The sequence below is a fragment of the Methylobacterium sp. E-041 genome, assembly GCF_022829665.1.
GTDB lineage: Bacteria > Pseudomonadota > Alphaproteobacteria > Rhizobiales > Beijerinckiaceae > Methylobacterium.
On sequence record NZ_JAKSYQ010000303.1, the window covers coordinates 1 to 21,287 of the forward strand.

The following is a 21,287-nucleotide window of genomic DNA, read 5'->3' on the forward strand; positions in this document are numbered from 1 at the left end:
GACTTCAAAGCCGCCCGTCAGGGGCGGCTTTTTTTGTTCCGCATCGGAACTACGTCCCTCCCCCCTGGAGCGGGGGAGGGTGGGCCTCGCGTCAGCGAGGGTCGGGAAAGGGGAGCCACGGTTCCGAACGGCGCGCTGACCCTCGCCCGACCCGCTTCGCGGGCCACCCTCCCCCGCTTCAGGGGGAGGGAAGAGAGGCATCCCGCTCAGTACAGCCCGCCGGCCTGCACCGCGCGGTCGGCATCCGCCGGGACGGTGGCCGGCGCCGCGGCTTGGCCGGCCGGCGCGACGTAGGAATCCGGCGGCGCGGTGCCGGGCTTGAACGCCTCGAGGATGGTGCCGGCGCCCTCGCCCGATCCGGCGCGCATGCCGGAGCCGAGCGCCACGCGGATCAGCTTGATGCCCGGCGGCACCCGGAACGGGGTCGGCGGCTTGTCCTTGAGGGCGACCTTGAGGAAGTCGAGCGCGATCGGCGCGGCGAGGCCACCGCCGGTGGCGCGGTCGCCGAGCGAGCGCGGCTTGTCGAAGCCGATGTAGATGCCGACCGCGAGGTCCGGCGAGAAGCCGACGAACCACGCGTCCTTGGCGTCGTTGGTCGTGCCGGTCTTGCCGGCGAGCGGCTTGCCGATCTGCTTGAGGATCGTCGCCGTGCCGCGCTGCACGACGCCCTCCATGATCGAGACCATCTGGTAGGCGGTCAGCGGGTCGAGCACCTGCTCGGAATCGTCGACCAGCTTCGGCTCGTCCTGCCCGGACCACTTCTCGGCATCGCAGCCGACGCACTTGCGGTTGTCGTGCCGGTAGATCGTCTCGCCGATGCGGTCCTGGATCCGGTCGATCAGGGTCGGGCGGATGCGGCGGCCGCCATTGGCCAGCATCGAGTAGGCGGTGACCATCCGCATGACGGTGGTCTCGCCAGCGCCGAGCGACATCGGCAGCACCGGCAGCATGTCGTCGTAGACGCCGAAGCGGCGGGCGTACTCGGCGATCAGCGGCATGCCGACGTCCTTGGCGAGCCGAACCGTCATCAGGTTCTTCGAGTGCTCGATGCCGTAGCGCAGGGTGTGCGGCCCGCCGGACTTGCCGTCGTAGTTCGAGGGCGTCCACGCCTCCTGGCCGGGGCCGGCCTCGATGGTGATCGGCGAGTCCTGCACGATCGAGGACGGGGTGTAGCCGTTGTCGAGGGCCGCCGAGTAGACGATCGGCTTGAACGACGAGCCGGGCTGGCGCATCGCCTGGGTCGCGCGGTTGAACTCGGATTCGTCGTAGGAGAAGCCGCCGACCATCGCGTGCACGCGGCCGGTGTTCGGGTCCATCGCGACGATGGCGCCGGACACCTCGGGCTTCTGGCGCAGGCGGTACTGCCCGCGGCCGCCATCCATCGCCTCGACGTAGATCATGTCGCCCGCGGCGAGGTTCGGGCGGCCGGCCCAGCGCATGCCGTCCGGCGGGATCGTGCCGGTGTCGCGGTCCTTGGCGACCTGGCCCGAGGCCTCGCGCTTGGGCTGCAGGCCGATCTGCACGCCGCCGCCGCCTTGCCCGAGCACCACGGCGAGCCGCCACGGCGCGACGTCGCCGAGCGCGTTCACCTCGGCCGCCGCCATGCCCCAGTCGCGCCCGGTCAGGTCGACCTTGGTGACGGGGCCGCGCCAGCCATGGGACTGGTCGTAGCGCACGAGGCCGTCGACCAGCGCCTTGCGCGCGAGGGCCTGCATCTTCGGGTCGAGGGTGGTGCGCACCGACAGGCCGCCCTCGTAGAGCTTCTTCTCGCCGTAGCGCTCGGAGATCTCGCGGCGGACCTCCTCGGTGAAGTAGTTGGCGTTGGCGGCGTTCGGGAAGGCGACGCGCGGGTTGACGCCGAGCGGCATCTTCTTGGCGGCGTCCGCCTCCTCCTTGGTGATGTAGTTGTTCTCCGCCATCAGGCGGATGATCTCGTTGCGGCGGTCGAGCGCCGCCTGGGTCTTGCGGTAGGGGTGGTAGTTGTTCGGCCCCTTCGGCAGCGCGGCGAGGTAGGCCGCCTCGTTGATCGTCAGCTCGTGCACCGACTTGCCGAAATAATCCAGCGCCGCGGCGGCGACGCCGTGCAGGTTGCGGCCCGGTACGATCGTGCCGAGGAAGATTTCGTTGAGGTAGAGTTCGAGGATCTTGTCCTTGGAGTAGGTCGCCTCGATCCGCAGCGCGATCAGCGCTTCCTTGATCTTGCGGTCGAAGGTCTGCTCGTTCGAGAGCAGGAAGTTCTTCGCGACCTGCTGGGTGATGGTCGAGGCGCCCTGCCGCTTGCCGCTCTTGGCGTTGGTCAGCGCCGCGCGCACGATGCCCTCGGGGTCGATGCCGCCGTGCTTGTAGAAGTTCTTGTCCTCGGCCGAGAGGAAGGCGGCGACGATGATCTTCGGCATCGCCTGGATCGGCAGGTAGAGCCGGCGCTCCTTGGCGTACTCGGCCAGCAGCGAGCCGTCGGCGGCGTGGACGCGGGTCATCACCGGCGGCTCGTAGTTGGCGAGCACGGCGTGGTCCGGCAGGTCCTGGCTGTATTTCCAGTAGAAGAACGCGCCGCCCGCGGCCGCGATCACGAACAGCACCGCGAAGGCGCTGAACAGGAAGCCGAAGAAGCGAAGGATGAGGCGCATCCGGTTTCCCGTCCGTCGGTTTCTTCGGCCGCGCGCGGAGCGCATTCGGCTAGGGGGGTCGGGGCTGCCCGCGAGGCGCACGCCGATCCGGCATGCCCGCAGCCTGGAAGATCCCCGCCGACGATGACCGAAGAATGGACGGCGCGACGGGGTCTCGAGTGCCCCGTATCGACACCGGATCTATGGTGAAACTGGGGCGATTGCCGCCGAGCGGCGGTTCGGCACCACCGGGCGGACCAGGCTGGCCCGGTTGCCGAAGAACTGGTCGATCGCCTTGGCCATCGAGCCGGTGACGGAGGCGCGCCACTCGGCCGATTGCAGCAGGTCGAGGTCGCGCTGGCTCGACAGGTAGCCGAGCTCGACCAGCACGCTCGGCACGTCGGGCGAGCGCAGCACCTTGAAGCCGGCCTCGCGGTGCGGCTTCGTGCTCATCTCCATCACCGGCCCGAGCTGGCCCATCAGGGTCTTGGCGAAGCCGGACGAGAAGCCGCGGGTCTCGCGCAGCGTCAGCTCCTGCAGGATGTCGGCGATCTCGGGCGGCCCGTCGCCGGATTCGGCGCCGGCGGCGGCGTCGGCCTTGTTCTCGCGCTCGGCAAGCTTGGCAGATTCGCTGTCGGTCGCCTTCTCCGAGCCGGTGTAGATCGTCGCGCCGCGCACCTGCGGCGCCGACGAGATCGAATCCGCGTGGATCGAGACGAACAGGTCGGCCTTGGCGTCGCGGGCGATGCGCACGCGCTCGGACAGCGGCACGTAGACGTCGCGGTCGCGGGTCATCGCCACCCGGTAGCGGCCGCCGGCCTCGAGCCGGGCGACCAGCGCCTGGGCGAAGCCGAAGACGATGTCCTTCTCGAACACGCCCCCCACCGCGATCGCGCCGGGATCGATGCCGCCGTGGCCGGCATCGACCACGATCAGCGGGCGCCGGTCGGCGGGCTCGGCCGGCGCCACGGCCTTGCCGGCCGCGGGGGCGAGGTCGCCGGCGGTGGCCGCCTTGCGGAAGCTCTCGCGGTCGGCGCGCTGGAACGGCACGGTGAGGATCACGGCGCCGTCGCGCGGGCGCGTCGCGGTCTCGATCCGCCCCACGGTGGCGGGGCCGGCGAGATCGACGACGATGCGCGAGCGCCCCGGCGCGAACAGCCCGTAGCGGAACGACTGCACCAGGCCCTCGCGGCGGCGGCCGGTCTCGGGCGCGAGCTGGAAGTTGACCTCGGCGAGGTCGATCACCACCCGGTCCGGGCGCTCCATCACGAAGGCGCGGGCATCGACCGGCTTCGACAGGGTGAGGGTGAGCTTGGTGCCCGCGGGCGAGGCGGCGAGGTCGGCCGCGATCGCCACCGCGGGCGGGGCCCGGTCGCCGTTCTGCGCGCAGGCGGGCATCGCGGCGAGCGCGACGGCGGCCGTCAGGATCGCGGAACGGATCAGGCGCGCGGATCGCAGCATCGGTCGGCCTCCCGAGCCTCCGATACGGCATAGGAGCGACATGGTTAACCGGAGGTTTCCGGCCAAGCTCCATTCCGGCAGCGGCTGTGACCGGGAGGCGACAGGGACGTTCCGCCGCCGGCGGTCTCGTGCACGGATGCCGCGCGCCAACCGAACCGGCTCCTTTCCGTCATCCCGGGGCTGCGCAACAGAACCCGGGATCCGGCCCCCCCGACGAGACCGATCGGGGCGCGACCGGCGGTCCTGGCTCCTGGGCTCGCCTTCGGCGCGACGACGCGTCGGATTTGCCGGGATCCGCGCGTTGGCGAGCGGACGGCGGCGCGGCAGCCTCAGCGGTGGCCGACGATCCGCGTCGCGCGGCGGGCGAGCTCGCTCCAGCAGGTGAGCGAGGCGTCGGCGACGCGCTGCATCTCGTTGACCTGCAGGCGGATCGCGTCGGCCGGCGAGCGCGCGTCCTTCAGCGCGCTGAGATGGGTCAGCACCGCCGAGCTCTCGTCGCGCATGAAGGCGAACAGGGTCTCGCCGAGGCCTTCGAGGTCCTGACGCAGGGCCGGGACGGGTCGGCGCCCGGCGCGCCAGGAGGCCGGCGACGGCAGCGCACCGTCCGACAGCTGCACCGGCGCCTCGCCGGGCTGGGGCGCCGCCCGGGGCTCGGGCGGCCGCGCCGGCGCGGCGGATTTCAGCGGGACCACGTTGGTGTAGGCGGGCGGAGCCTCCGGCTCCGGCGCGGCGGCCGCGACCGGCGCGGGCTCGTCGGCAGGCACGGGCTCATCGACAGGTGCGGGCGCCGTGTCCGCAGCCGGGCCGGCAACTTCCGGTTCGGAGACCGGCGGCGCTTCGGGATTCGGGATCTCGGCGAAGGCGGCTTCGGCCAGGTTGGCGTCGGCGGGGACCGGTATCTCGGCCGGGGGCGCGTCCGGCTCGGGCGCCGACGTCGGGGTGCCGGTCGCGGTGCCGAGGGCCTCGGGCGAGACCGTGTCCATCAGGTGCGCGTGAAGCGGCTCGGGGGGCGCCTCGGAGGGCACCGGCGGGAGCGACTCCTCCGGCGGGTGCAGCGCCGCCTCGAGCGCGGCGGCGCGAGCGCTTTTGGCCTCACCCGCCTTGGCCTCACCCGTCTTGGCCTCACCCGTCTTGCCCTGCAGGGTGCCGGGCGGGATCGAGGAGGAGCGGCGGCCGGTCGATCGTCCCTGCGGCGTCCGTTGCTTGCCCATCGTCGAGATCCCTTGAGGCCGTCCGCGTGTCGTTCCGTTCGAGCCCGAATCGCACAGGCCGAACGTAGTCCAGTTGCCGGCCGGCGCAATGCATCGGGGGTGCGGCGGCGATCGGCGCCCGCGGATCGGCACGCCGACGCGACGGCCGCGAGACCTGACGATCCAGCCGCGGTGCCGACCGGAGGCCGGGGCCGCCGCGCCGGTGCGCGGCGGAAGATCCTCGGCCCCGCACGGGGCCGAGCGGCGGCTCAGCGCGCGGCGTTCTGCGCGAGGGCGCCGAGGTCCTTGGCCTGCGCCTGCATCGCGGCGATCTGGCTGCGAACGAACTCGGACTGCAGCTCGAAGGCCTCGCGCAGGTCCTTGGTGCGCACGAGCTTCTGCGCGAAGTCGAAGGTGGCGTTGGCGTTGGTCTGGGCGTGGTCGAAGCCCTTGGCGACGGCGGCCTGCATCGAGGACTGGAGGTTGAGCCCCGAGCTCTGGACCTGCTCGGCGGCCTTGAGCGCGTTGCCCATCAGGGTGCCGACGGCGGTGCGGGCCTGGTCGACGCTCTTCTCGGCGAAATCGCGCATCTCGGTCGGGATCTCGAAATTCGGGGTCTGCATGAATCGGCTCCTCGGGTGGCGTCGTCACCGGCGGTCTCGAAGCGATCGCCCGTGCGAGGCGGATTTATGTTGCATTGCAATAATAAGTCAAGACGCCGCTTTTCGAGGCGAAAGCCGCGCTTATTAAGCAGAGACTCTTGCCTCGGCATCGATCCGGGCCCCCACCAAGCGCCACACCTGACAGATTGCCCCCGATGTTGCTGCAATCATCCGTCGGGCACAGGGTCGCGATGGCGACGACGGCGCGATCGTGACGTCGCGGGGGATCGCGAAACCGCACGGAAACTTGATCTGATCGGCCGATCGCTTCGCATCGTCCTCCGGGCGGGCGCGGGTCGGGCGCCGCGCCGGCCTATGCGTGCTGCATCGCGTCACGCCGCGTGCGCAGCAAGCCGGCATACAGCGCGGCCGAGGCTTCGGCGTGCCGGGCGATGGTCATCGGCGCGGCCCAGAAGCGGCCGTGGGCGGCCCGGCCCATCGCGGCGACGCGAGCGTCGTCGGCGAGGCGCGCGAAGGCCGCCGACAGGGCGGCGAGCTCGGGCGGCACGACGAAGCCGCTCGTGCCGTCCAGCATCTTCTCGGCGGCGCCGGAGCGGTCGGAGGCGACGACGGGGATGCCGGCGGCGAGCGCCTCGTAGACGGTGAGCGGCCCGGTCTCGAACCAGCGCGACGGCGCGGCGAGCGCACGGGCGCGGCGGCGCAACACCGCCTGCACGGCCTCCGGCGCCTGCCAGCCCAGCATCTCGACGTGGGGCATGGCCCGCAGCTCCGCCTCCAGCGGCCCGGTGCCGACGAGCAACGCCGTCAGGCCGGCCTTGCGGGCGGCCGCCGCGACGAGGTCGGCGCCCTTCTCGCGGGTCAGGCGCCCGACATAGGCGACGGCGTCGCCCCGCTCCGGCGCGGCCGGGGCGCCGGGGGCGACCCGCACCGGGTTGTCGATGCGGTGATGCGTGAGCCCGTAGCCGCCGAGCATCGCGCCCATCCGCGCGCGGCTCGCGTCGCAGACGTGGACGACGTGGAGCCCGCGTCCCGACACCGCCCGCCGCGCCGCCGCGGTGCGGGCGACGCGGACCAGCTTGTGCAGGCGGCTCCTGGCATCGCACGGCGCCAGGATGCAGGCGGCGGACATCGGCGCGAGGGCACAGGGCTCGGCCGTGTCGAAGCGGTAGTAGACCCCGTTCGGGCAGGCCAGGAAGTAGTCGTGCAGCGTCAGCGCCACCGGGGCGCCGGTGGCGAGCAGCACCGGGAAGATCCCGGGCGACAGGCTGCGGGTCCACTGGTGGACGTGGACGACGTCCGGCGCGCGCGCCATCCGCCCGAGCGCGTCGCTGAGCGCCCGCGCGGCGCGGGCGTGCCAGATGCCGGCGACCGCCGCGGCGACGGGGTTGCGCGCCCACACGTCGGGCAGGTCGAGGCAGATCCGGGTGAGGTTGCGATGGTCGAGCAGCGGGTCGACCGGGCCGGCGACGCCCTGGACGTAGGTGACCCGGAGCCCGGCCTCGGCCAGCCCGCGGGCCGATTCGACGGCGACCTTCTCGGCGCCGCCGCTCGGGCTCGCGAACTCGGCCAGGATCACGACGTGCATGGCGACACCGGCGCAGGAGTTCGAGAGATCAGGCGGTCGAGCGGGGACGATCCGAGCGGGAACAACCGCAGATCGGCGGCGTGCCCGAGGTTTACGCGGGATCAACTGCGGTCCGGTAAACGTGGGGACATCCAGGGAGCGGGAGCCGCCTCGTGCACGTCGTCCTCGTCGCCGACCACGCCTACGTCAACGGCGGCCAGGCCAAGGTCGCGCTCGACTCGGCCCTCGGGCTCGCCGCCCGCGGCACCCGCGTGACGCTGTTCGCCGCCTGCGGCCCGGCCGACCCGCGCCTGGCCGCCGCCGGCATCCGCGTGGTCTGCCTGAACCAGGACGACATCTCGACCACGACGAACAAGCTCGCCTTCCTGGCGCAGGCGATCTGGAACCGCGACGCGGCCCGCGCGCTCGCCGCGGAACTGGCGGCGTGCGACCCCGACGACACCGTGGTCCACGTCCACGCCTTCGCCAAGGCGCTGTCGCCGTCGATCGGCGTGGCGTTGCGGCGCGCGCGGCTGCCGCTGCTCTACACCATGCACGAGTTCTTCCTGGTCTGCCCGACCGGGGGGTTCTACGAATATCCGGCCGCCGCGATCTGCCACCGCACGCCGATGTCGGGCGCGTGCCTGACGACGAACTGCGATGCGCAGAGCTTCCCGCGCAAGCTCGCGCGGGTGGTCCGCCACCTCGGCATGACGCAGGTCGCGGAGCTGCCGACGCTCTTCCGCCACGTGATCACGATCAGCGACCTGCAGGAGCGGGTGGTCGGACCGCTGTTGCCGCGCGGGACCCGCTTCCACCGGGTCGACAACCCGATCGCGGTGGCGCACCGGCCGATGACCGAGCGGGCGCCGGGCGACTTTCTGTTCGTCGGGCGGATCTCGACCGAGAAGGGCGCGCCGATCTTCGCGGAGGCGGCGCGGCGGGCCGGCATCCGCGCGGTCTTCGTCGGCGACGGCGAGCAGCGGGCGGCGCTGGCCGCGCGCTACCCCGAGGCCGCGATGCTCGGCTGGCGCGATGCCACCGGCGTTCAGGCGCTGATGGGCGCCGCCCGCGCGCTGGTCTTTCCCAGCGTCTGGTACGAGGGCCAGCCGCTCACGGTCTACGAGGCGCTGGCGCTGGGCACGCCGGTGGTGGTGAGCGACGCCTGCGCCGGCCGCGAGGCGGTGGTCGACGGCGAGACCGGCTTCCTGTTCCGCTCCGGCGACCCGGACGCGCTCGCCGCCCACCTGCGCCGGCTCGCCGACGACGCGCTCGCCGCCCGGATGGGCCGGGCCGCGCATGCCCGCTACTGGGCCGCGCCGCTCACCCTCGACGCCCATCTCGACCGCCTCGCCGGCGTCTACGAGGCGGTGCTGCGCGAGGCGGTGCCGGGCCGGGCGACCTCGCGCGCCGCCCTCCCCCGGCCGACGCGGCGTGAAACACCCGGGGCCGCCTCGCGTTGATCCGGCACCGGCGCCGCCCTCGGCGCCTCGTGACGGCAGGAGCAGCCCCGATGACCGACGACACCAAGACGCCGCAGGGCGCGGACAAGCCGGGGTTCCAGCAGGGCAGCGCCAAGCCCGGCGACGAGAAGAACCCCGCCAACCAGCAGGACAAGATGGGCGAGCGCCTCGACGACGCCCTCGAGGAGACCTTCCCGTCGAGCGACCCGGTCTCGGTGAAGATCACCAAGTAGCGCGATCCGCAGGCGTTCGGGGCCGGTGCGCGCGAGGCGCGCCGGCCCTTTTCGTTGCGGTGCTTCCGCTGCGGGCGCGGACGACGCAAGCACGCGCGGACGGAGAAGGCACGGGGACGCCGAGCGGTCCCGTGCGGAGCGCCCTCCGCCCTCAGCGGCCGCGCAGGAAGAAGAACCAGATCAGGAGGATGACGGGGATCGGGATCCCGATGAGCCACAGCAGGCCGCCGGTCAGCATGTCTTTCTCCTATGTTGCACGAGAGCAACGGGACCATCCCGGAAACCGTTCCGCCGCGCGGACGCCCGCGATCCCCGCCCGCCGCCAGGCTTCCGCTGGACGCCGGCCGCACGATCCTGTCTCATCGGAACGAAGACGCGTCCGGGAGGCACGCCATGGCCGACGATCCGCAATCGCAGGGGCGCCTGACCCGCGCGTCGAGCTTCGTCTTCCTTCACACCGAGCACGCGATCTACGCGGCCCTGGGCCTGCTGCTGGCCTTCACCGCGCTGATCGCGCTGGTCGACGCCGTCGGGCTCACCTTCGAGGCGCTGCGCTCGCTCGGGGGCGCCGCGCAGACCCTGGAGGTGGTCGACCGGCTGCTGTTCCTGCTGATGCTGGTGGAGATCCTGCACACGGTGCGGGTCTCGATGCGCTCCGGCAAGCTCACCTGCGAGCCGTTCCTGATCGTCGGGCTGATCGCCTCGATCCGGCGGGTGCTGGTGATCACCCTGCAATCCTCCGAGATCATGCACGGCAAGGACTGGTCGCAGGAGAAGGCGGCCCTGTTCCAGGCCTCGATGATCGAGCTCGGCGTGCTCGCCGGCCTGATCCTCACCATGGTGGCCTCGATCTTCCTGCTCCACCGCGCCCGCGACGACGACAAGCCGGCCGGCGAGGAGACCGAGGGGTAAGCCCGGGTAACCGGCCCAGCCGGGCCGCGAAGGGCACGGCATCGCACCCGTCCGGAGACCTGCCATGCGTCGCACGATCTCGCTCGCGCTCCTCGCCGCCCTGCTCGGCGCCCCGTTCTCCCCTTCCGCCGTCTCCCCGGCGGACGCGGCCGGGCGGCCGGTAGTGGTCGAGCTGTTCACCTCGCAGAGCTGCTCGTCCTGCCCGCCGGCCGAGGCGCTGCTCGGGCAGATCGCGCGCGAGGGCGGCGCCGTGCTACCGCTCGCCTTCCACGTCACCTACTGGGACCACCTCGACTGGCGCGACACCTTCGCCCTGCCGGCGGCGACCCGTCGGCAGGCGGCCTACGCCGAAAGGCTCGGCGGCGGCTCGTACACCCCCGAGGCGGTGATCGACGGGCAGGTCGGGCTCGTCGGCTCCGACGCCGGCGCGGTCCGCGCCGCGATCGCCCGCGCGCAGGCCGCCGCCGCCGCCGAGGCGCCGGTGGCGCTGGCACGGCGCGGCGACGCCCTCGTCGTCACGCTCGGCGCCGGGCGCGGGGCCGGCACCGTGACGCTGGTCGGGTTCGATCCGAGCCACGCCACCCGGGTCGCCCGCGGCGAGAATGCCGGCCGCACCCTCGCCCAGGCCAACATCGTCCGCGCCGTGTCCGAGATCGGCCGCTGGGCCGGGCAGGCGGCGACGCTGGAGGTGCCGCTGCCGGCCGGCGCCGACGCCGCGGTGATCGTGCAGGGCGCCGACGGGCGGATCCTCGGCGCGGCGCGGCTCGGGCCGGCCGCCCGAGCGTAACCGTCGCGCGTTCCTCGGCGAAGACGAACGCGGGCGATGGGCGCCCGACGTCTCCCGCGAGGCTTGCCGATGTACCTGCCCGCCATCGGCCCGGTTCCACCGCTGCCGGCGCGTTCCCCCGGGGGCCGCGTTGCGCTAGGGTCCGGAACACGACGCGGCGACAGGGCGGCGATGGCGCTCGAGGACAGTCTGGCGACGGCGATGGCCGCGGCGCAGGGGGGCGATGCGGCGGCCTATCGCCGGCTGCTCAATGCCTGCCTGCCGGTGATCGCGGGCATCGCCCGCGCGCAAGGGGTGCGCGGCGAGGCGGTCGACGACGTGGTGCAGGACACGCTGCTGACGATCCACAAGGCGCGGGCGAGCTACGACCCGGCGCGGCCCTTCCTGCCGTGGCTGCGCGCCATCACCCAGCGCCGGGCGATCGACCGGCTGCGCCGGGCCGGGCGCCGCCCGCAGGAGGTGCACGATCCCCTCGCCTACGAGGCCCACGCCGATGCCGGCCCCGCCCCGGGCATGCGCATCGAGGCCGACCAGCGCAACGCCGCGCTGGCGCGGGCCGTCGCGGCGCTGCCGGACGGGCAGCGGCAGGCGGTGGAGCAGCTCGCCTATGCCGAGCGCTCGCTCGAGGAGGCGGCGGCGCTCACCGGCCGCAGCAAGGGCGCGCTGAAGGTGAACCTGCACCGCGCCCTGAAGGCGCTGCGGGGGACGCTGGCCCGGGACAAGGAGGGCGGCGATGTCTGAATCCGTGCACGAGTCCCTGGTCGACGACCTCGTCGGCGGCCTCGCGCCGGTGCGCCGGCTCAGCCCGCCGGCCTGGCGCGCGGCGGCCTGGCTCGCGGCGGTGCTGGCGCTGGCCGCGATCCTGATGCCGATGGCCGACATGGACGGCCTGCGCATCCGCCTCGCCACGCCGGACCTGCGCGTGGCCGCCCTCGGCGCCGGTCTCACCGCGGTCGCGGCCGCGCTCGCCGCCTTCATGACGAGCGTGCCCGGCCGCTCCCTGCGCTGGGCGCTGCTGCCGCTGGCGCCGGCCGCGTTCTGGATCGGCGCGAGCGGCCTCGGGTGCCTGCGCGGCTGGCTCGCCCCCGGCACCACGCCGGCCGACGGGCACGCGATGGGCGGCTGCTTCGCCTTCCTCGTCGGCGTCTCGCTGCCGCTCTCCGTGCTGCTGGTGGCGATGCTGCGCCGCGCCTGCCCGCTGCACCCGAACCTCACCGCAGCGCTCGGCGGCCTCGCGGCGGCGGCGGCCGCGGCGACCCTCCTCGTGCCGTTCCACCCGCACGACGCCACCGCGACCGACCTCCTGATCCACGCCGTCACCGTGCTCGGCGTGATCGGGCTGAACGGGATTTTTGGCGGCCGGCTGCTCGGCGGCGGCCCGGACGCATCCCGGCGCGACCGTGGCGGTTGACCTTGCCACGCCGGCAAGCTCCACGGTGCGGCGCATCCCCGTGAGGAGACTCGACCCCATGCGCAACACCGTCCGGCCCGCCCTGATCGCCGTCGCCGTCCTCCTCGCTGGCAGGGTGCTGGCACAGGGCATGGACCACGAGCACATGGACCACGCCGGCCGTCATCCCGCGCCGGCCGCGGGCGAGGCGCCCTCCACCCGGGCGTTCCGCGCCGTCGACGCGCGGATGCACGCCGACATGGCGATCCGCTACAGCGGCGACGTCGACGCCGACTTCGTGCGCGGCATGATCCCCCACCACGAGGGCGCCGTCGGCATGGCGCGGGTCGCGCTGCAATACTCGAAGGACCCGGAGGTGCGGGCGCTCGCCGAGGAGATCGTCAAGGCGCAGGAGCGCGAGATCGCCCAGATGCGGGCGATCCTGGCGCGGACGGGCGGGAAGTAGGAGCCGCAGCCTCGGATGCCCCCGCGCCCGGCGCTCGAAGCGACGTCCCTCCCTCCGTCATGGCACCCTTGCGCCCGCGATTCGGAGCCATCGCCTTCCGAGCCTCGATCCCGATCGGGGCTGCAGCGGCCTTGACGTCTGCGCATCTTTTTATCTTATAGGCAATCTGCGCACAGGAAGAGCTCCTTGTCGGCCTGCAAGGTTCGGATCGTCGTCGATCATGCCAACAGCGACGACCCGATCTTCACGGTCGAGGTGCGGCCCCCCTGGGGTTCGCTCGCTGTGATGGCCGAGGTGACGCTCTCGGGGCGATCCCTCGAGCTGAACGGCATGCACGTCGGCGGCGACCCGATGACGAAGTGGTGCGCGTCCGTGCTCCGCGACATCGCGCAGGGGGTCATGGAGGAATTGGATGTCGACGCGATCCACATTGTTGGCGGCGTTCGGACCACGGGTGCAAATCCGGGACGGGACCCTCGTCCCCGACGGCTCCGTAGAGCGCCTCAGCCTCAAGCGGCTGCCGGACGCGCACCTCGACACGGTGGCGGCGGCCCGCGCCCTGGTCCGTAGGCATCTTCCGGTGAAGGCGGCTCACGCGGTCATGACGGACGTGTTCGACACCGGCGAGGCCTATGTCGAGGTGCCGAAGGTCGAGAGCCTGAGCCGGCTGACGTCGGAACTGACGGCGCTGGGCATCGCCGTCCGCAAGCATGCACCCGACCCGATCTCCGTCCGAAGCGTGCGCGAGGCCCTGCATCTCTCGCAAGCCCAGTTCGCGCTCCGGTTCGGGCTGGAGGAAGCGACCGTCAAGAACTGGGAACAGGGCAAGTCCAGGCCGAACGCCACGGCCATGACGTTGATCTGGACGATCCATCGCCACCCCGAAGCGGTCGTCGATGCCCTCGCCACCTGCGGAGCCGCGACCGAAGCGGATGCGGCGTCCGCCCTTCGCGCCGGGGAAGGCCACGCCCCGGTGGACCCGCTTCGACGCCCTGTCCAGAAGCCCGAATCGTGCTAGGCTCACGCACGATGCGACAGGCCCGGCACCTTCTGCGACGGCTCGCTGCGATCCTTCGGGTCGCGGCGCTTCTCGTCATGGTCCCGGCCTTCGCCCAGGCGCATGCCGGGCACGCCCACCACCCCGGCGCCGGGCATGCGCGCGTCGGGCACGCCTCGAAGGCCGCCCCGGGCGTCGCCGCCGTGATCGCCGCGCCGGAGGCCGCCGCCGACCGGGCGGATTGCCTCGCCTGCCCGGGCTGCTGCTGCGCCCACGTCTTCGTCGCGGCCTCGGACGGGGACGGCGTCCGCGCCGACCGCCCGAGCGGCGACCGCGTCGCGATGGGGCCGGATTCCGTGCGCCCGAGCGCCGTATCCGAGGCCCTTCCCGAGCCCCCCAGACCCTTCGCCTGAGGCTGCGCGCGCCGCCCCGGCGCGCGCCACGCGGCTCGTCCCGACGAGTCGCGCCCGTCCCGATGCGAAGGTTGCTCTCCCATGACGATCCGGCTCCCGGCTGCCCTCGCGGCGGCCGCGCTCACCCTCGGCCTGTGGGCCGGCGCGGCGCGCGCCCACGAAGGCCACGACCATTCCGACGGGCCGAAGGCGGCGCCCGCCGTCGAGGCCCCGCGCGGCGCGTCGAGCACCGACGCGCTCGAGCTCGTCGCGGTGGCGCGCGACGGCAGGCTGACGCTGTTCCTCGACCGTGCCGACACCAACGAGCCCGTGGCCGACGCGACGATCGAGGCGGAGACGCCGGCGGGCAAGGCCGCCGCGGTCGCGGGCCCCGACGGGAGCTACCGCCTCGACGCCCCCTGGAGCGCGGTGCCCGGCGACTACGACGTGCTGTTCACGGTGACCGTCGGCGGCAAGACCGACCTGTTCCCGGTCGACCTCGACGTGCCGGTGCCGCCGGCCCCGACGCCCGAGCCCGCGCCGTGGCATGCCGGCCTCGCCGTCGCCCACGATTTCGGCTTGCACCTGCGCAGCGCCGACCCGATGCCGTTCCTCGTCGGCGGCGCCGGCTTCGTGCTCGGCATCCTCGCGACGGTGCTGATGCGCGGGCGCCGGAGCGGCGCGGCACTCGCCCTCGTCGTGCTCGCGGCCGGGCTCGTGCTGGCGCCGGCGGCCTTCGCGCACGGCGACGACGACCACGAGGCCCCGACCCCGATGGCCGCCACCGGCGCCCAGGACCTCGCCCGCCGCCTGCCCGACGGGTCGGTGTTCGTGCCGAAACCCACCCAGCGCGTGCTGACCCTGCGCACCCTCGTCACCGCGTCGGGCGTGCTGGCGCGGACGACCGAGCTGCCCGGCCGGATCATCGCCGACCCGAACGGCAGCGGCGTGGTGCAATCCTCGGTCGGCGGCCGGCTGTCGCCGCCGGAATCCGGCCTGTTCCCGCGCCTCGGCACCCGCGTGCGCAAGGGCGAGGTGCTGGCCTTCGTCACGCCGCCGGTCCAGGCGGTGGACGTGTCCGACATGCGCCAGCGCCAGGGCGAGCTCGACCAGCAGATCGCCATCGTCGCGCGCCGGGTCGAGCGCTACCGCAAGCTGAGCCCCGGCGGCGCGGTCTCGCAGGTGCAGATCGACGACGCGGATGCCGAGCTGAAGGGCCTCGTCGACCGCCGCACGGCGCTCGACGGCGTCCGCTCGCAGCCGGAGGCGCTGTCCGCGCCGGTCTCGGGGGTGATCGCCGAGGCCAACGCGGTCGCCGGCCAGATGGCGAGCCCGGGCGCGATGGTGTTCAAGATCGTCGACCCGTCCCGGCTCTGGGTCGAGGCGCTGAGCTTCGACGCGCTCGCCAGCACCGCCGACGCCACCGCGCGGCTCGCCGACGGCCGACGGCTCGAGCTCGCCTATCGCGGCGCCGGCCTCGCCGACCGGGCCCAGGCGGTGCCGATCCAGTTCGCCGTGCGCGACGCGCCGCCCGAGCTGCGCACCGGCCAGTTCGTGACGGTGCTCGCCGCCACCGACACGCAGCAGACCGGCCTCGCCCTGCCGCGGCTCGGCGTGGTCCGCGGCGGCAACGGCCAGACCCTGGTCTACGAGCACGTCGCCCCCGAGCGCTTCGCGCCGCGCGAGGTCCAGGTCGAGCCCCTCGACGCCGCCCGCGTCCGGGTGGTCTCCGGGCTCGAGCCCGGCCGGCGGATCGTGACGCAGGGCGCCGAGCTCCTCAACCAGATCCGCTGACGGGGAGCCCGCGCATGTTCACGCTCCTCGTCACCCAGGCCCTGCGGAACCGGCTGGCGGTTCTCGCCGTCGCCGCGATCCTCGTCGTCTACGGCGCCTTCACCGTCACGCGGCTGCCCGTCGACGTCTTCCCCGACCTCAACCGGCCCACCGTCACCATCATGTCGGAGGCCGAAGGGCTTGCGCCGCAGGAGGTCGAGCAGCTCGTTACCTTCCCGCTCGAGACGCAGATGAACGGGCTGCCCGGCGTCACCCGGGTGCGCTCGGTCTCCGGCGTCGGGCTGTCGGTGGTCACTGTCGAGTTCGACTGGGGCACCGACATCTACCGCAACCGCCAGCAGGTGGCCGAGCGCCTTGCGATGGCGCGGCCGCAGCTGCCGGCGGAGGTGAGCCCGACGATGGGGCCGATCTCCTCGATCATGGGGCAGATCGTCATGGTCGCGCTCACCGCCGACACGGTCGATCCGATGCGCCTGCGCGAGATCGCCGACTTCACGATCCGGCCGCGCCTGCTCTCGATTCCCGGCGTCGCGCAGGTGATCCCGATGGGCGGCGAGGTCCGCCAGTTCCGCGTCGCGCCGCAGCCCGCCGCGTTGCGGGCGCTCGGCGTCAAGCAGGCCCAGCTCGAGGCGGCCCTGGCGCAGTTCGGCACCAACACCGGCGGCGGCTTCACCGACCAGTACGCCCGCGAATACCTGATCCGGAACCTCGGCCGGACGATGGACCTCGACGACCTGCGCAACATGGTCGTCGCCACGGTCGACGGCCGGCCGGTCTTCCTGCGGCAGGTGGCGGAGGCGTCGTTCTCGGCGCGCGTGAAGCGGGGCGATGCCGGCTACATGGGCGCGCCGGCGGTGGTGATCTCGGTGGAGAAGCAGCCCGGCACCGACACCGTCGCGCTCACCGCGCGGATCGAGGCGGCGCTCGCCGAGATCACCGCCACCCTGCCGAAGGGCGTGCGCGCCGACCGGCTGATCTTCCGGCAGGCGAACTTCATCGAGACCTCGATCGGCAATGTCGAGCACGTGCTGGCGGAAGCGATCGCGGTGGTGGCGATCGTCCTGTTCGCGTTCCTGCTGAACCTGCGCACCACGGCGATCTCGCTCACCGCGATCCCGGTCTCGATCCTGGCGACGGCCATCGCCTTCCACCTCGCCGGCCTGTCGATCAACACGATGACCCTCGGGGGGCTCGCCATCGCCATCGGCGAGCTGGTCGACGACGCCGTGGTCGACGTCGAGAACATCTTCCGGCGCCTTCGCGAGAACCGCGCGGCGGGCGACCCGCGCTCGACCTTCGACGTGGTGGTCTCCGCCTCGCAGGAGGTGCGCTCGGGCATCGTCTACGCGACGATGGTGATCGTGCTGGTGTTCGTGCCGCTGTTCGCGCTCTCCGGCATCGAGGGCCGGCTGTTCGCGCCGCTGGGGCAGGCCTACATCGTCGCGATCCTGGCGAGCCTCGTGGTCTCGATCACCCTGACGCCGGTGATGGCCTACTACCTCCTGCCCGGCCTCAAGCGCCTCGACCAGCACGAGAGCGGGCTGATCCGCGGGCTCAAGCGCGCGCTCGCCGCGACCCTGCGCGTCGCCCTGCCCCGCGGGCGCCCGATCCTGCTCGCGGCCGGGCTCGCGGTCGCGGCCGCCGCCGTCGCGGCGACGTGGCTGCCGCGCGCCTTCCTGCCGCCGTTCAACGAGGGCTCGTTCACCGTCAACATGGCGTTCAACCCCGGCATCTCGCTGCCCGAGAGCAACCGGATGGGGCTGGTGGCCGAGCGCCTGCTCCTCGAGATCCCGGACGTGCGCTCGGTCGGCCGCCGCACCGGCCGGGCCGAGCTCGACGAGCATGCCGAGGGCGTCCACTCCTCCGACCTCGAGGTCGACCTGAAGCCCGGCGCCCGGCCCAAGGACGCCCTCGTCGCCGACATCCGCGCCCGCCTCGCCCTGCTGCCGGTCTCCGTCAACGTCGGCCAGCCGATCTCGCACCGGCTCGACCACATGCTCTCGGGGGTGCGCGCCGAGATCGCGCTGAAGATCTTCGGCGACGACCTCGATACGTTGCGGCGCCTCGCCGACGACCTGCGCCAGCGCCTGTCCGCGATCCCCGGCATCGCCGACCTGCAGGTCGAGAAGCAGGTGCTGATCCCGCAGCTCGAGGTCCGCGTCGACTACGCGCGGGCCGCCCTCTATGGGGTGCAGCCGGCGGCGCTCGTGGACCAGCTGAGCCGGCTCTCGAACGGCCAAGTGGTCTCGCGCGTGGTCGACGGCATCCGCCGCTTCGACGTGGTGATGCGGCTCTCCGACACCCAGCGCACCACCCAGGCGCTCGGCGACCTCCTGGTCGAGACGCCCTCCGGCTGGGTGCCGGCCCGCCAGATCGCCGACATCCGCGAGACCGACGGCCCGAACCAGATCCTTCGCGAGAACGCGCGCCGGCGCATCGTCGTCCAGGCCAACACCGCGCCCGGCGCCGACATGGGCCGGGTCGTCGCCGCCATCCGCCAGCAGGTCGGGGGGACGCAGCTGCCGGCCGGGTACGCGACCAGCCTCGAAGGCGCGTTCCAGGCGCAGGGCGAGGCGGCGCGCACCATCGGCCTGCTCTCGCTCGTGTCGCTGGCGCTGGTCTTCACCCTGCTCTACGGGCGCTACCGCTCGGCCGTGCTGACGCTGATCATCCTCGGCAGCATCCCGCTGGCGCTGATCGGCTCGGTGGTCGCCCTGTGGCTCGCCGGGCAGCCGCTCTCGGTCGCCTCGATGATCGGCTTCATCACCCTGACCGGCATCGCGACGCGCAACGGCATCCTCAAGATCAGCCATTGGCTGAACCTCGCGATCCACGAGGACCTGCCGTTCGGGCCGGACCTCGTGATCCGCGGCAGCCTGGAGCGGCTGACGCCGGTGCTGATGACCGCGCTCGCCGCCGGCATCGCGCTGGCGCCGCTGCTCGTCGGCGCCGACGCGCCCGGCAAGGAGATCCTGCACCCGGTCGCCGTGACGATCTTCGGCGGCCTGATCAGCGCGACGCTGCTCGACACGGTGCTGACGCCGATCCTGTTCCTCGGCTTCGGCCGCCGGCCGGTGGAGCGCCTGCGCGCCGCCGCCCGGGCGGAGGCGCCGACCGGGGTTGCGACGGCCGATGCGTTTTGACGGTGCGTCACTTCCCTCCCCCGCAAAGGGGGGAGGGAAGACGCACCTAGTCCTGCTGAACCAATGTCGCCACCCCGTAAAACCCAGGAGCCGTCCATGCGCCCCGTCCTCGCCATCGCCCTCCTCCTTGCCCTCGCCGCCCCGGCCCGCGCCGCCGGCCCGAACGGCGGCGTCGTGGTGGTGGCGGACGGGCATCCGATCGAGCTCGTCGCGTCGGAGACCGCGCTGACGTTCTTCGTCACCGACGACGACGGCGGCCCGGCCGCGACCGCGGGGCTGACGGGCAAGGCCTTCGTCCAGACCGGGGCCGGGACCGAGACGGTGCCGCTCGCCGGCGCCGCGCCGAACCGCATGGTCGGCGCGCTCAAGGGGCCGCTGCCCGCCGGCGCAAAGGTGGTGTTCTCGGCGCGGATGCACGGGCACAGCCTGCAGGCCCGCTTCGCGCGATAGCCCGGCGCCCTTCCGGTCGCGGGCCCGATGCCGTAAGGCCCGCGGGACCATCCCGAGGGTCCCTGACCGCATGATACGCCTCGAAAAGATCGGCAAGCAGAACGGCCGGCAGATCGTCTTCATCGAGGCGTCCGCCGCCCTGCAGAAGGGCGAGAAGATCGGCCTCGTCGGCCCCAACGGCGCCGGCAAGACCACCCTGTTCCGGATGATCACCGGCGAGGAGGAGCCCGACGAGGGCCAGGTCGCCACCGATCGCGGCGTCACCATCGGCTACTTCAGCCAGGACGTCGGCGAGATGTCGGGCTGCAGCGTCGTCTCGGCGGTGATGGACGGCGCCGGCCCGGTCAGCGCCGTCGGCCTGGAGATGAAGGCGCTGGAGGCGGCGTTCTCCGATCCCGACCGGGCCGACGAGATGGACGCGCTGATCGCCCGCTACGGCGAGGTCCAGGCGCGCTTCGAGGAGCTCGACGGCTACGCGCTCGAAGGCCGGGCCTACGAGGTGCTGGCCGGCCTGAGCTTCTCCCAGGAGATGATGGACGGGGACGTCGGCAAGCTGTCCGGCGGCTGGAAGATGCGCGTGGCGCTTGCCCGCATCCTGCTGATGAACCCGGACGTGATGCTCCTCGACGAGCCCTCCAACCACCTCGACATCGAGAGCCTGATCTGGCTCGAATCCTTCCTCAAGGGGTTCGAGGGCGCGCTGCTGATGACCTCGCACGACCGCGAGTTCATGAACCGCATCGTCGGCAAGGTGATCGAGATCGACGGCGGCACGCTGACCACCTTCTCGGGCGACTACGCCTTCTACGAGCAGCAGCGCGCACTCAACGAGAGCCAGCAGCAGGCGCAGTTCGAGCGCCAGCAGGCGATGCTCGCCAAGGAGATCAAGTTCATCGAGCGCTTCAAGGCGCGGGCGAGCCACGCCGCCCAGGTGCAGAGCCGGGTGAAGAAGCTCGACAAGATCGAGCGCGTCGAGCCGCCGAAGCGGCGCCAATCGGTGGCGTTCGAGTTCCAGCCGGCGCCGCGCTCGGGCGACGACGTCGTGATGCTGAAGGGCGTGCACAAGCGCTACGGCAGCCGCACGATCTACCAAAACCTCGATTTCGGCATCCGCCGGCGCGAGCGCTGGTGCGTGATGGGGGTCAACGGCGCCGGCAAGTCGACGCTGCTGAAGCTCGTGACGGGCTCGGCCCAGCCCGACGACGGCACGGTGGCGGTCGGCGGCAGCGTCAAGCTCGGCTACTTCGCCCAGCACGCCATGGACCTGCTCGACGGCGACCTCACCGTGTTCCAGGACCTGGAGAGCACCTTCCCGCAGGCCGGCCAGGGCTCCCTGCGCGCGCTCGCCGGCTGCTTCGGGTTCTCGGGCGACGACGTCGAGAAGCGCTGCCGGGTGCTCTCGGGCGGCGAGAAGGCGCGGCTGGTGATGGCCAAGATGCTGTTCGACCCGCCGAACTTCCTGGTGCTCGACGAGCCGACCAACCACCTCGACATCGGCACCAAGGCGATGCTGATCGACGCGCTCTCCGCTTACGAGGGCACGATGCTGTTCGTGAGCCACGACCGCCACTTCCTGGCCGCGCTCTCGAACCGGGTGCTCGAGCTCACGCCCGACGGCATCCACCAGTACGGCGGCGGCTACACCGAGTACGTCGCCCGCACGGGCCAGGAGGCGCCCGGCCTGCGCAGCTGAGCACGGGACCGGAGCGCGGCACGAGCTGCGGCGCCTCGACCGCATCCGCGACGTCCCGCGCCGCCCTGGCGACGGCTGCAGGGTGGCGGCCATCGCCCCCGATCGCCGCATGCGCGAGTGCCG

General features: G+C 72.9%; 18 protein-coding genes. 13 read left to right on the top strand and 5 right to left on the bottom strand.

Translation table 11 applies throughout. The features are described from left to right. Positions 1-206: 206 nt before the first annotated feature. The 5 genes from MKK70_RS29860 to MKK70_RS29880 form a co-directional block, all read right to left on the bottom strand. On the bottom strand, positions 207-2,627 hold the full coding sequence (locus tag MKK70_RS29860) for a penicillin-binding protein 1A (RefSeq protein WP_147843715.1): 2,421 nt from the start codon (positions 2,625-2,627) through the stop codon (positions 207-209). A 180-nt stretch (positions 2,628-2,807) separates the two neighbouring features. Continuing rightward, positions 2,808-4,067 (bottom strand): N-acetylmuramoyl-L-alanine amidase, encoded by a 1,260-nt coding sequence (locus MKK70_RS29865; RefSeq protein ID WP_243951634.1) that lies wholly within the window; start codon positions 4,065-4,067, stop codon positions 2,808-2,810. 329 nt (positions 4,068-4,396) lie between these two features. Next, positions 4,397-5,278, bottom strand: coding sequence for a hypothetical protein (locus tag MKK70_RS29870; protein ID WP_243936958.1), 882 nt, complete (start codon positions 5,276-5,278; stop codon positions 4,397-4,399). 248 nt (positions 5,279-5,526) lie between these two features. Next, on the bottom strand, positions 5,527-5,880 hold the full coding sequence (locus tag MKK70_RS29875; RefSeq protein WP_147729981.1) for a phasin: 354 nt from the start codon (positions 5,878-5,880) through the stop codon (positions 5,527-5,529). Positions 5,881-6,232: 352 nt separating this feature from the next. Then, a complete protein-coding gene (locus MKK70_RS29880; RefSeq protein ID WP_243951635.1) occupies positions 6,233-7,465 on the bottom strand; it encodes a glycosyltransferase family 4 protein in 1,233 nt (410 codons plus the stop codon). 152 nt (positions 7,466-7,617) lie between these two features. Between MKK70_RS29880 and MKK70_RS29885 the strand changes: the two genes are divergently transcribed. The 13 genes from MKK70_RS29885 (at position 7,618) to MKK70_RS29945 (ending at position 21,164) form a co-directional block, all read left to right on the top strand. Next, positions 7,618-8,907, top strand: a complete 1,290-nt coding sequence (locus MKK70_RS29885) for a glycosyltransferase family 4 protein (RefSeq protein WP_243951636.1) — start codon at positions 7,618-7,620, stop codon at positions 8,905-8,907. A 50-nt stretch (positions 8,908-8,957) separates the two neighbouring features. Next, entirely contained in the window at positions 8,958-9,140 is a 183-nt protein-coding gene (locus MKK70_RS29890; RefSeq protein ID WP_147844753.1) for a hypothetical protein, read from the top strand. A gap of 393 nt (positions 9,141-9,533) precedes the next feature. Then, on the top strand, positions 9,534-10,052 hold the full coding sequence (locus tag MKK70_RS29895; protein WP_147729856.1) for a phosphate-starvation-inducible PsiE family protein: 519 nt from the start codon (positions 9,534-9,536) through the stop codon (positions 10,050-10,052). Positions 10,053-10,116: 64 nt separating this feature from the next. Next, positions 10,117-10,839: a DUF1223 domain-containing protein gene (locus MKK70_RS29900; protein ID WP_243934507.1), complete on the top strand. Its 723-nt coding sequence runs from the start codon at positions 10,117-10,119 to the stop codon at positions 10,837-10,839. 171 nt (positions 10,840-11,010) lie between these two features. Then, entirely contained in the window at positions 11,011-11,580 is a 570-nt protein-coding gene (locus MKK70_RS29905; RefSeq protein WP_147844732.1) for an RNA polymerase sigma factor, read from the top strand. Continuing rightward, positions 11,573-12,250, top strand: coding sequence for an NrsF family protein (locus MKK70_RS29910; protein ID WP_147859993.1), 678 nt, complete (start codon positions 11,573-11,575; stop codon positions 12,248-12,250). The genes MKK70_RS29905 and MKK70_RS29910 overlap by 8 nt, the downstream gene beginning before the upstream one ends. Positions 12,251-12,308: 58 nt before the next feature. Beyond that, positions 12,309-12,695: a DUF305 domain-containing protein gene (locus tag MKK70_RS29915; protein ID WP_147844540.1), complete on the top strand. Its 387-nt coding sequence runs from the start codon at positions 12,309-12,311 to the stop codon at positions 12,693-12,695. Positions 12,696-13,149: 454 nt separating this feature from the next. Next, a complete protein-coding gene (locus MKK70_RS29920) occupies positions 13,150-13,713 on the top strand; it encodes a helix-turn-helix domain-containing protein (RefSeq protein ID WP_187274912.1) in 564 nt (187 codons plus the stop codon). A gap of 11 nt (positions 13,714-13,724) precedes the next feature. Next, the gene (locus MKK70_RS29925; protein ID WP_243934503.1) at positions 13,725-14,105 is read left to right on the top strand and encodes a hypothetical protein; all 381 of its coding nucleotides are present in this window, start codon (positions 13,725-13,727) and stop codon (positions 14,103-14,105) included. Positions 14,106-14,186: 81 nt separating this feature from the next. Continuing rightward, a complete protein-coding gene (locus MKK70_RS29930) occupies positions 14,187-15,878 on the top strand; it encodes an efflux RND transporter periplasmic adaptor subunit (RefSeq protein WP_243951637.1) in 1,692 nt (563 codons plus the stop codon). A gap of 14 nt (positions 15,879-15,892) precedes the next feature. Continuing rightward, positions 15,893-19,021: an efflux RND transporter permease subunit gene (locus tag MKK70_RS29935; RefSeq protein ID WP_243951638.1), complete on the top strand. Its 3,129-nt coding sequence runs from the start codon at positions 15,893-15,895 to the stop codon at positions 19,019-19,021. Between the two features lie 96 nt (positions 19,022-19,117). Beyond that, positions 19,118-19,471, top strand: a complete 354-nt coding sequence (locus tag MKK70_RS29940) for a hypothetical protein (RefSeq protein ID WP_187274913.1) — start codon at positions 19,118-19,120, stop codon at positions 19,469-19,471. Between the two features lie 70 nt (positions 19,472-19,541). Further along, positions 19,542-21,164: an ABC-F family ATP-binding cassette domain-containing protein gene (locus MKK70_RS29945; protein WP_147843958.1), complete on the top strand. Its 1,623-nt coding sequence runs from the start codon at positions 19,542-19,544 to the stop codon at positions 21,162-21,164. The last annotated feature ends 123 nt before the right edge of the window (positions 21,165-21,287 follow it).

Excerpts from the sequence above, each read along its gene's own strand:
- MKK70_RS29860 (WP_147843715.1), bottom strand. The coding sequence starts at position 2,627 with ATGCGCCTCATCCTTCGCTTCTTCGGCTTCCTGTTCAGCGCCTTCGCG.
- MKK70_RS29900 (WP_243934507.1), top strand. The coding sequence starts at position 10,117 with ATGCGTCGCACGATCTCGCTCGCGCTCCTCGCCGCCCTGCTCGGCGCC.
- MKK70_RS29915 (WP_147844540.1), top strand. The coding sequence starts at position 12,309 with ATGCGCAACACCGTCCGGCCCGCCCTGATCGCCGTCGCCGTCCTCCTC.
- MKK70_RS29890 (WP_147844753.1), top strand. The coding sequence starts at position 8,958 with ATGACCGACGACACCAAGACGCCGCAGGGCGCGGACAAGCCGGGGTTC.
- MKK70_RS29865 (WP_243951634.1), bottom strand. The coding sequence starts at position 4,067 with ATGCTGCGATCCGCGCGCCTGATCCGTTCCGCGATCCTGACGGCCGCC.
- MKK70_RS29895 (WP_147729856.1), top strand. The coding sequence starts at position 9,534 with ATGGCCGACGATCCGCAATCGCAGGGGCGCCTGACCCGCGCGTCGAGC.
- MKK70_RS29925 (WP_243934503.1), top strand. The coding sequence starts at position 13,725 with ATGCGACAGGCCCGGCACCTTCTGCGACGGCTCGCTGCGATCCTTCGG.
- MKK70_RS29905 (WP_147844732.1), top strand. The coding sequence starts at position 11,011 with ATGGCGCTCGAGGACAGTCTGGCGACGGCGATGGCCGCGGCGCAGGGG.
- MKK70_RS29935 (WP_243951638.1), top strand. The coding sequence starts at position 15,893 with ATGTTCACGCTCCTCGTCACCCAGGCCCTGCGGAACCGGCTGGCGGTT.
- MKK70_RS29945 (WP_147843958.1), top strand. The coding sequence starts at position 19,542 with ATGATACGCCTCGAAAAGATCGGCAAGCAGAACGGCCGGCAGATCGTC.
- MKK70_RS29870 (WP_243936958.1), bottom strand. The coding sequence starts at position 5,278 with ATGGGCAAGCAACGGACGCCGCAGGGACGATCGACCGGCCGCCGCTCC.
- MKK70_RS29930 (WP_243951637.1), top strand. The coding sequence starts at position 14,187 with ATGACGATCCGGCTCCCGGCTGCCCTCGCGGCGGCCGCGCTCACCCTC.
- MKK70_RS29940 (WP_187274913.1), top strand. The coding sequence starts at position 19,118 with ATGCGCCCCGTCCTCGCCATCGCCCTCCTCCTTGCCCTCGCCGCCCCG.
- MKK70_RS29910 (WP_147859993.1), top strand. The coding sequence starts at position 11,573 with ATGTCTGAATCCGTGCACGAGTCCCTGGTCGACGACCTCGTCGGCGGC.
- MKK70_RS29875 (WP_147729981.1), bottom strand. The coding sequence starts at position 5,880 with ATGCAGACCCCGAATTTCGAGATCCCGACCGAGATGCGCGATTTCGCC.
- MKK70_RS29880 (WP_243951635.1), bottom strand. The coding sequence starts at position 7,465 with ATGCACGTCGTGATCCTGGCCGAGTTCGCGAGCCCGAGCGGCGGCGCC.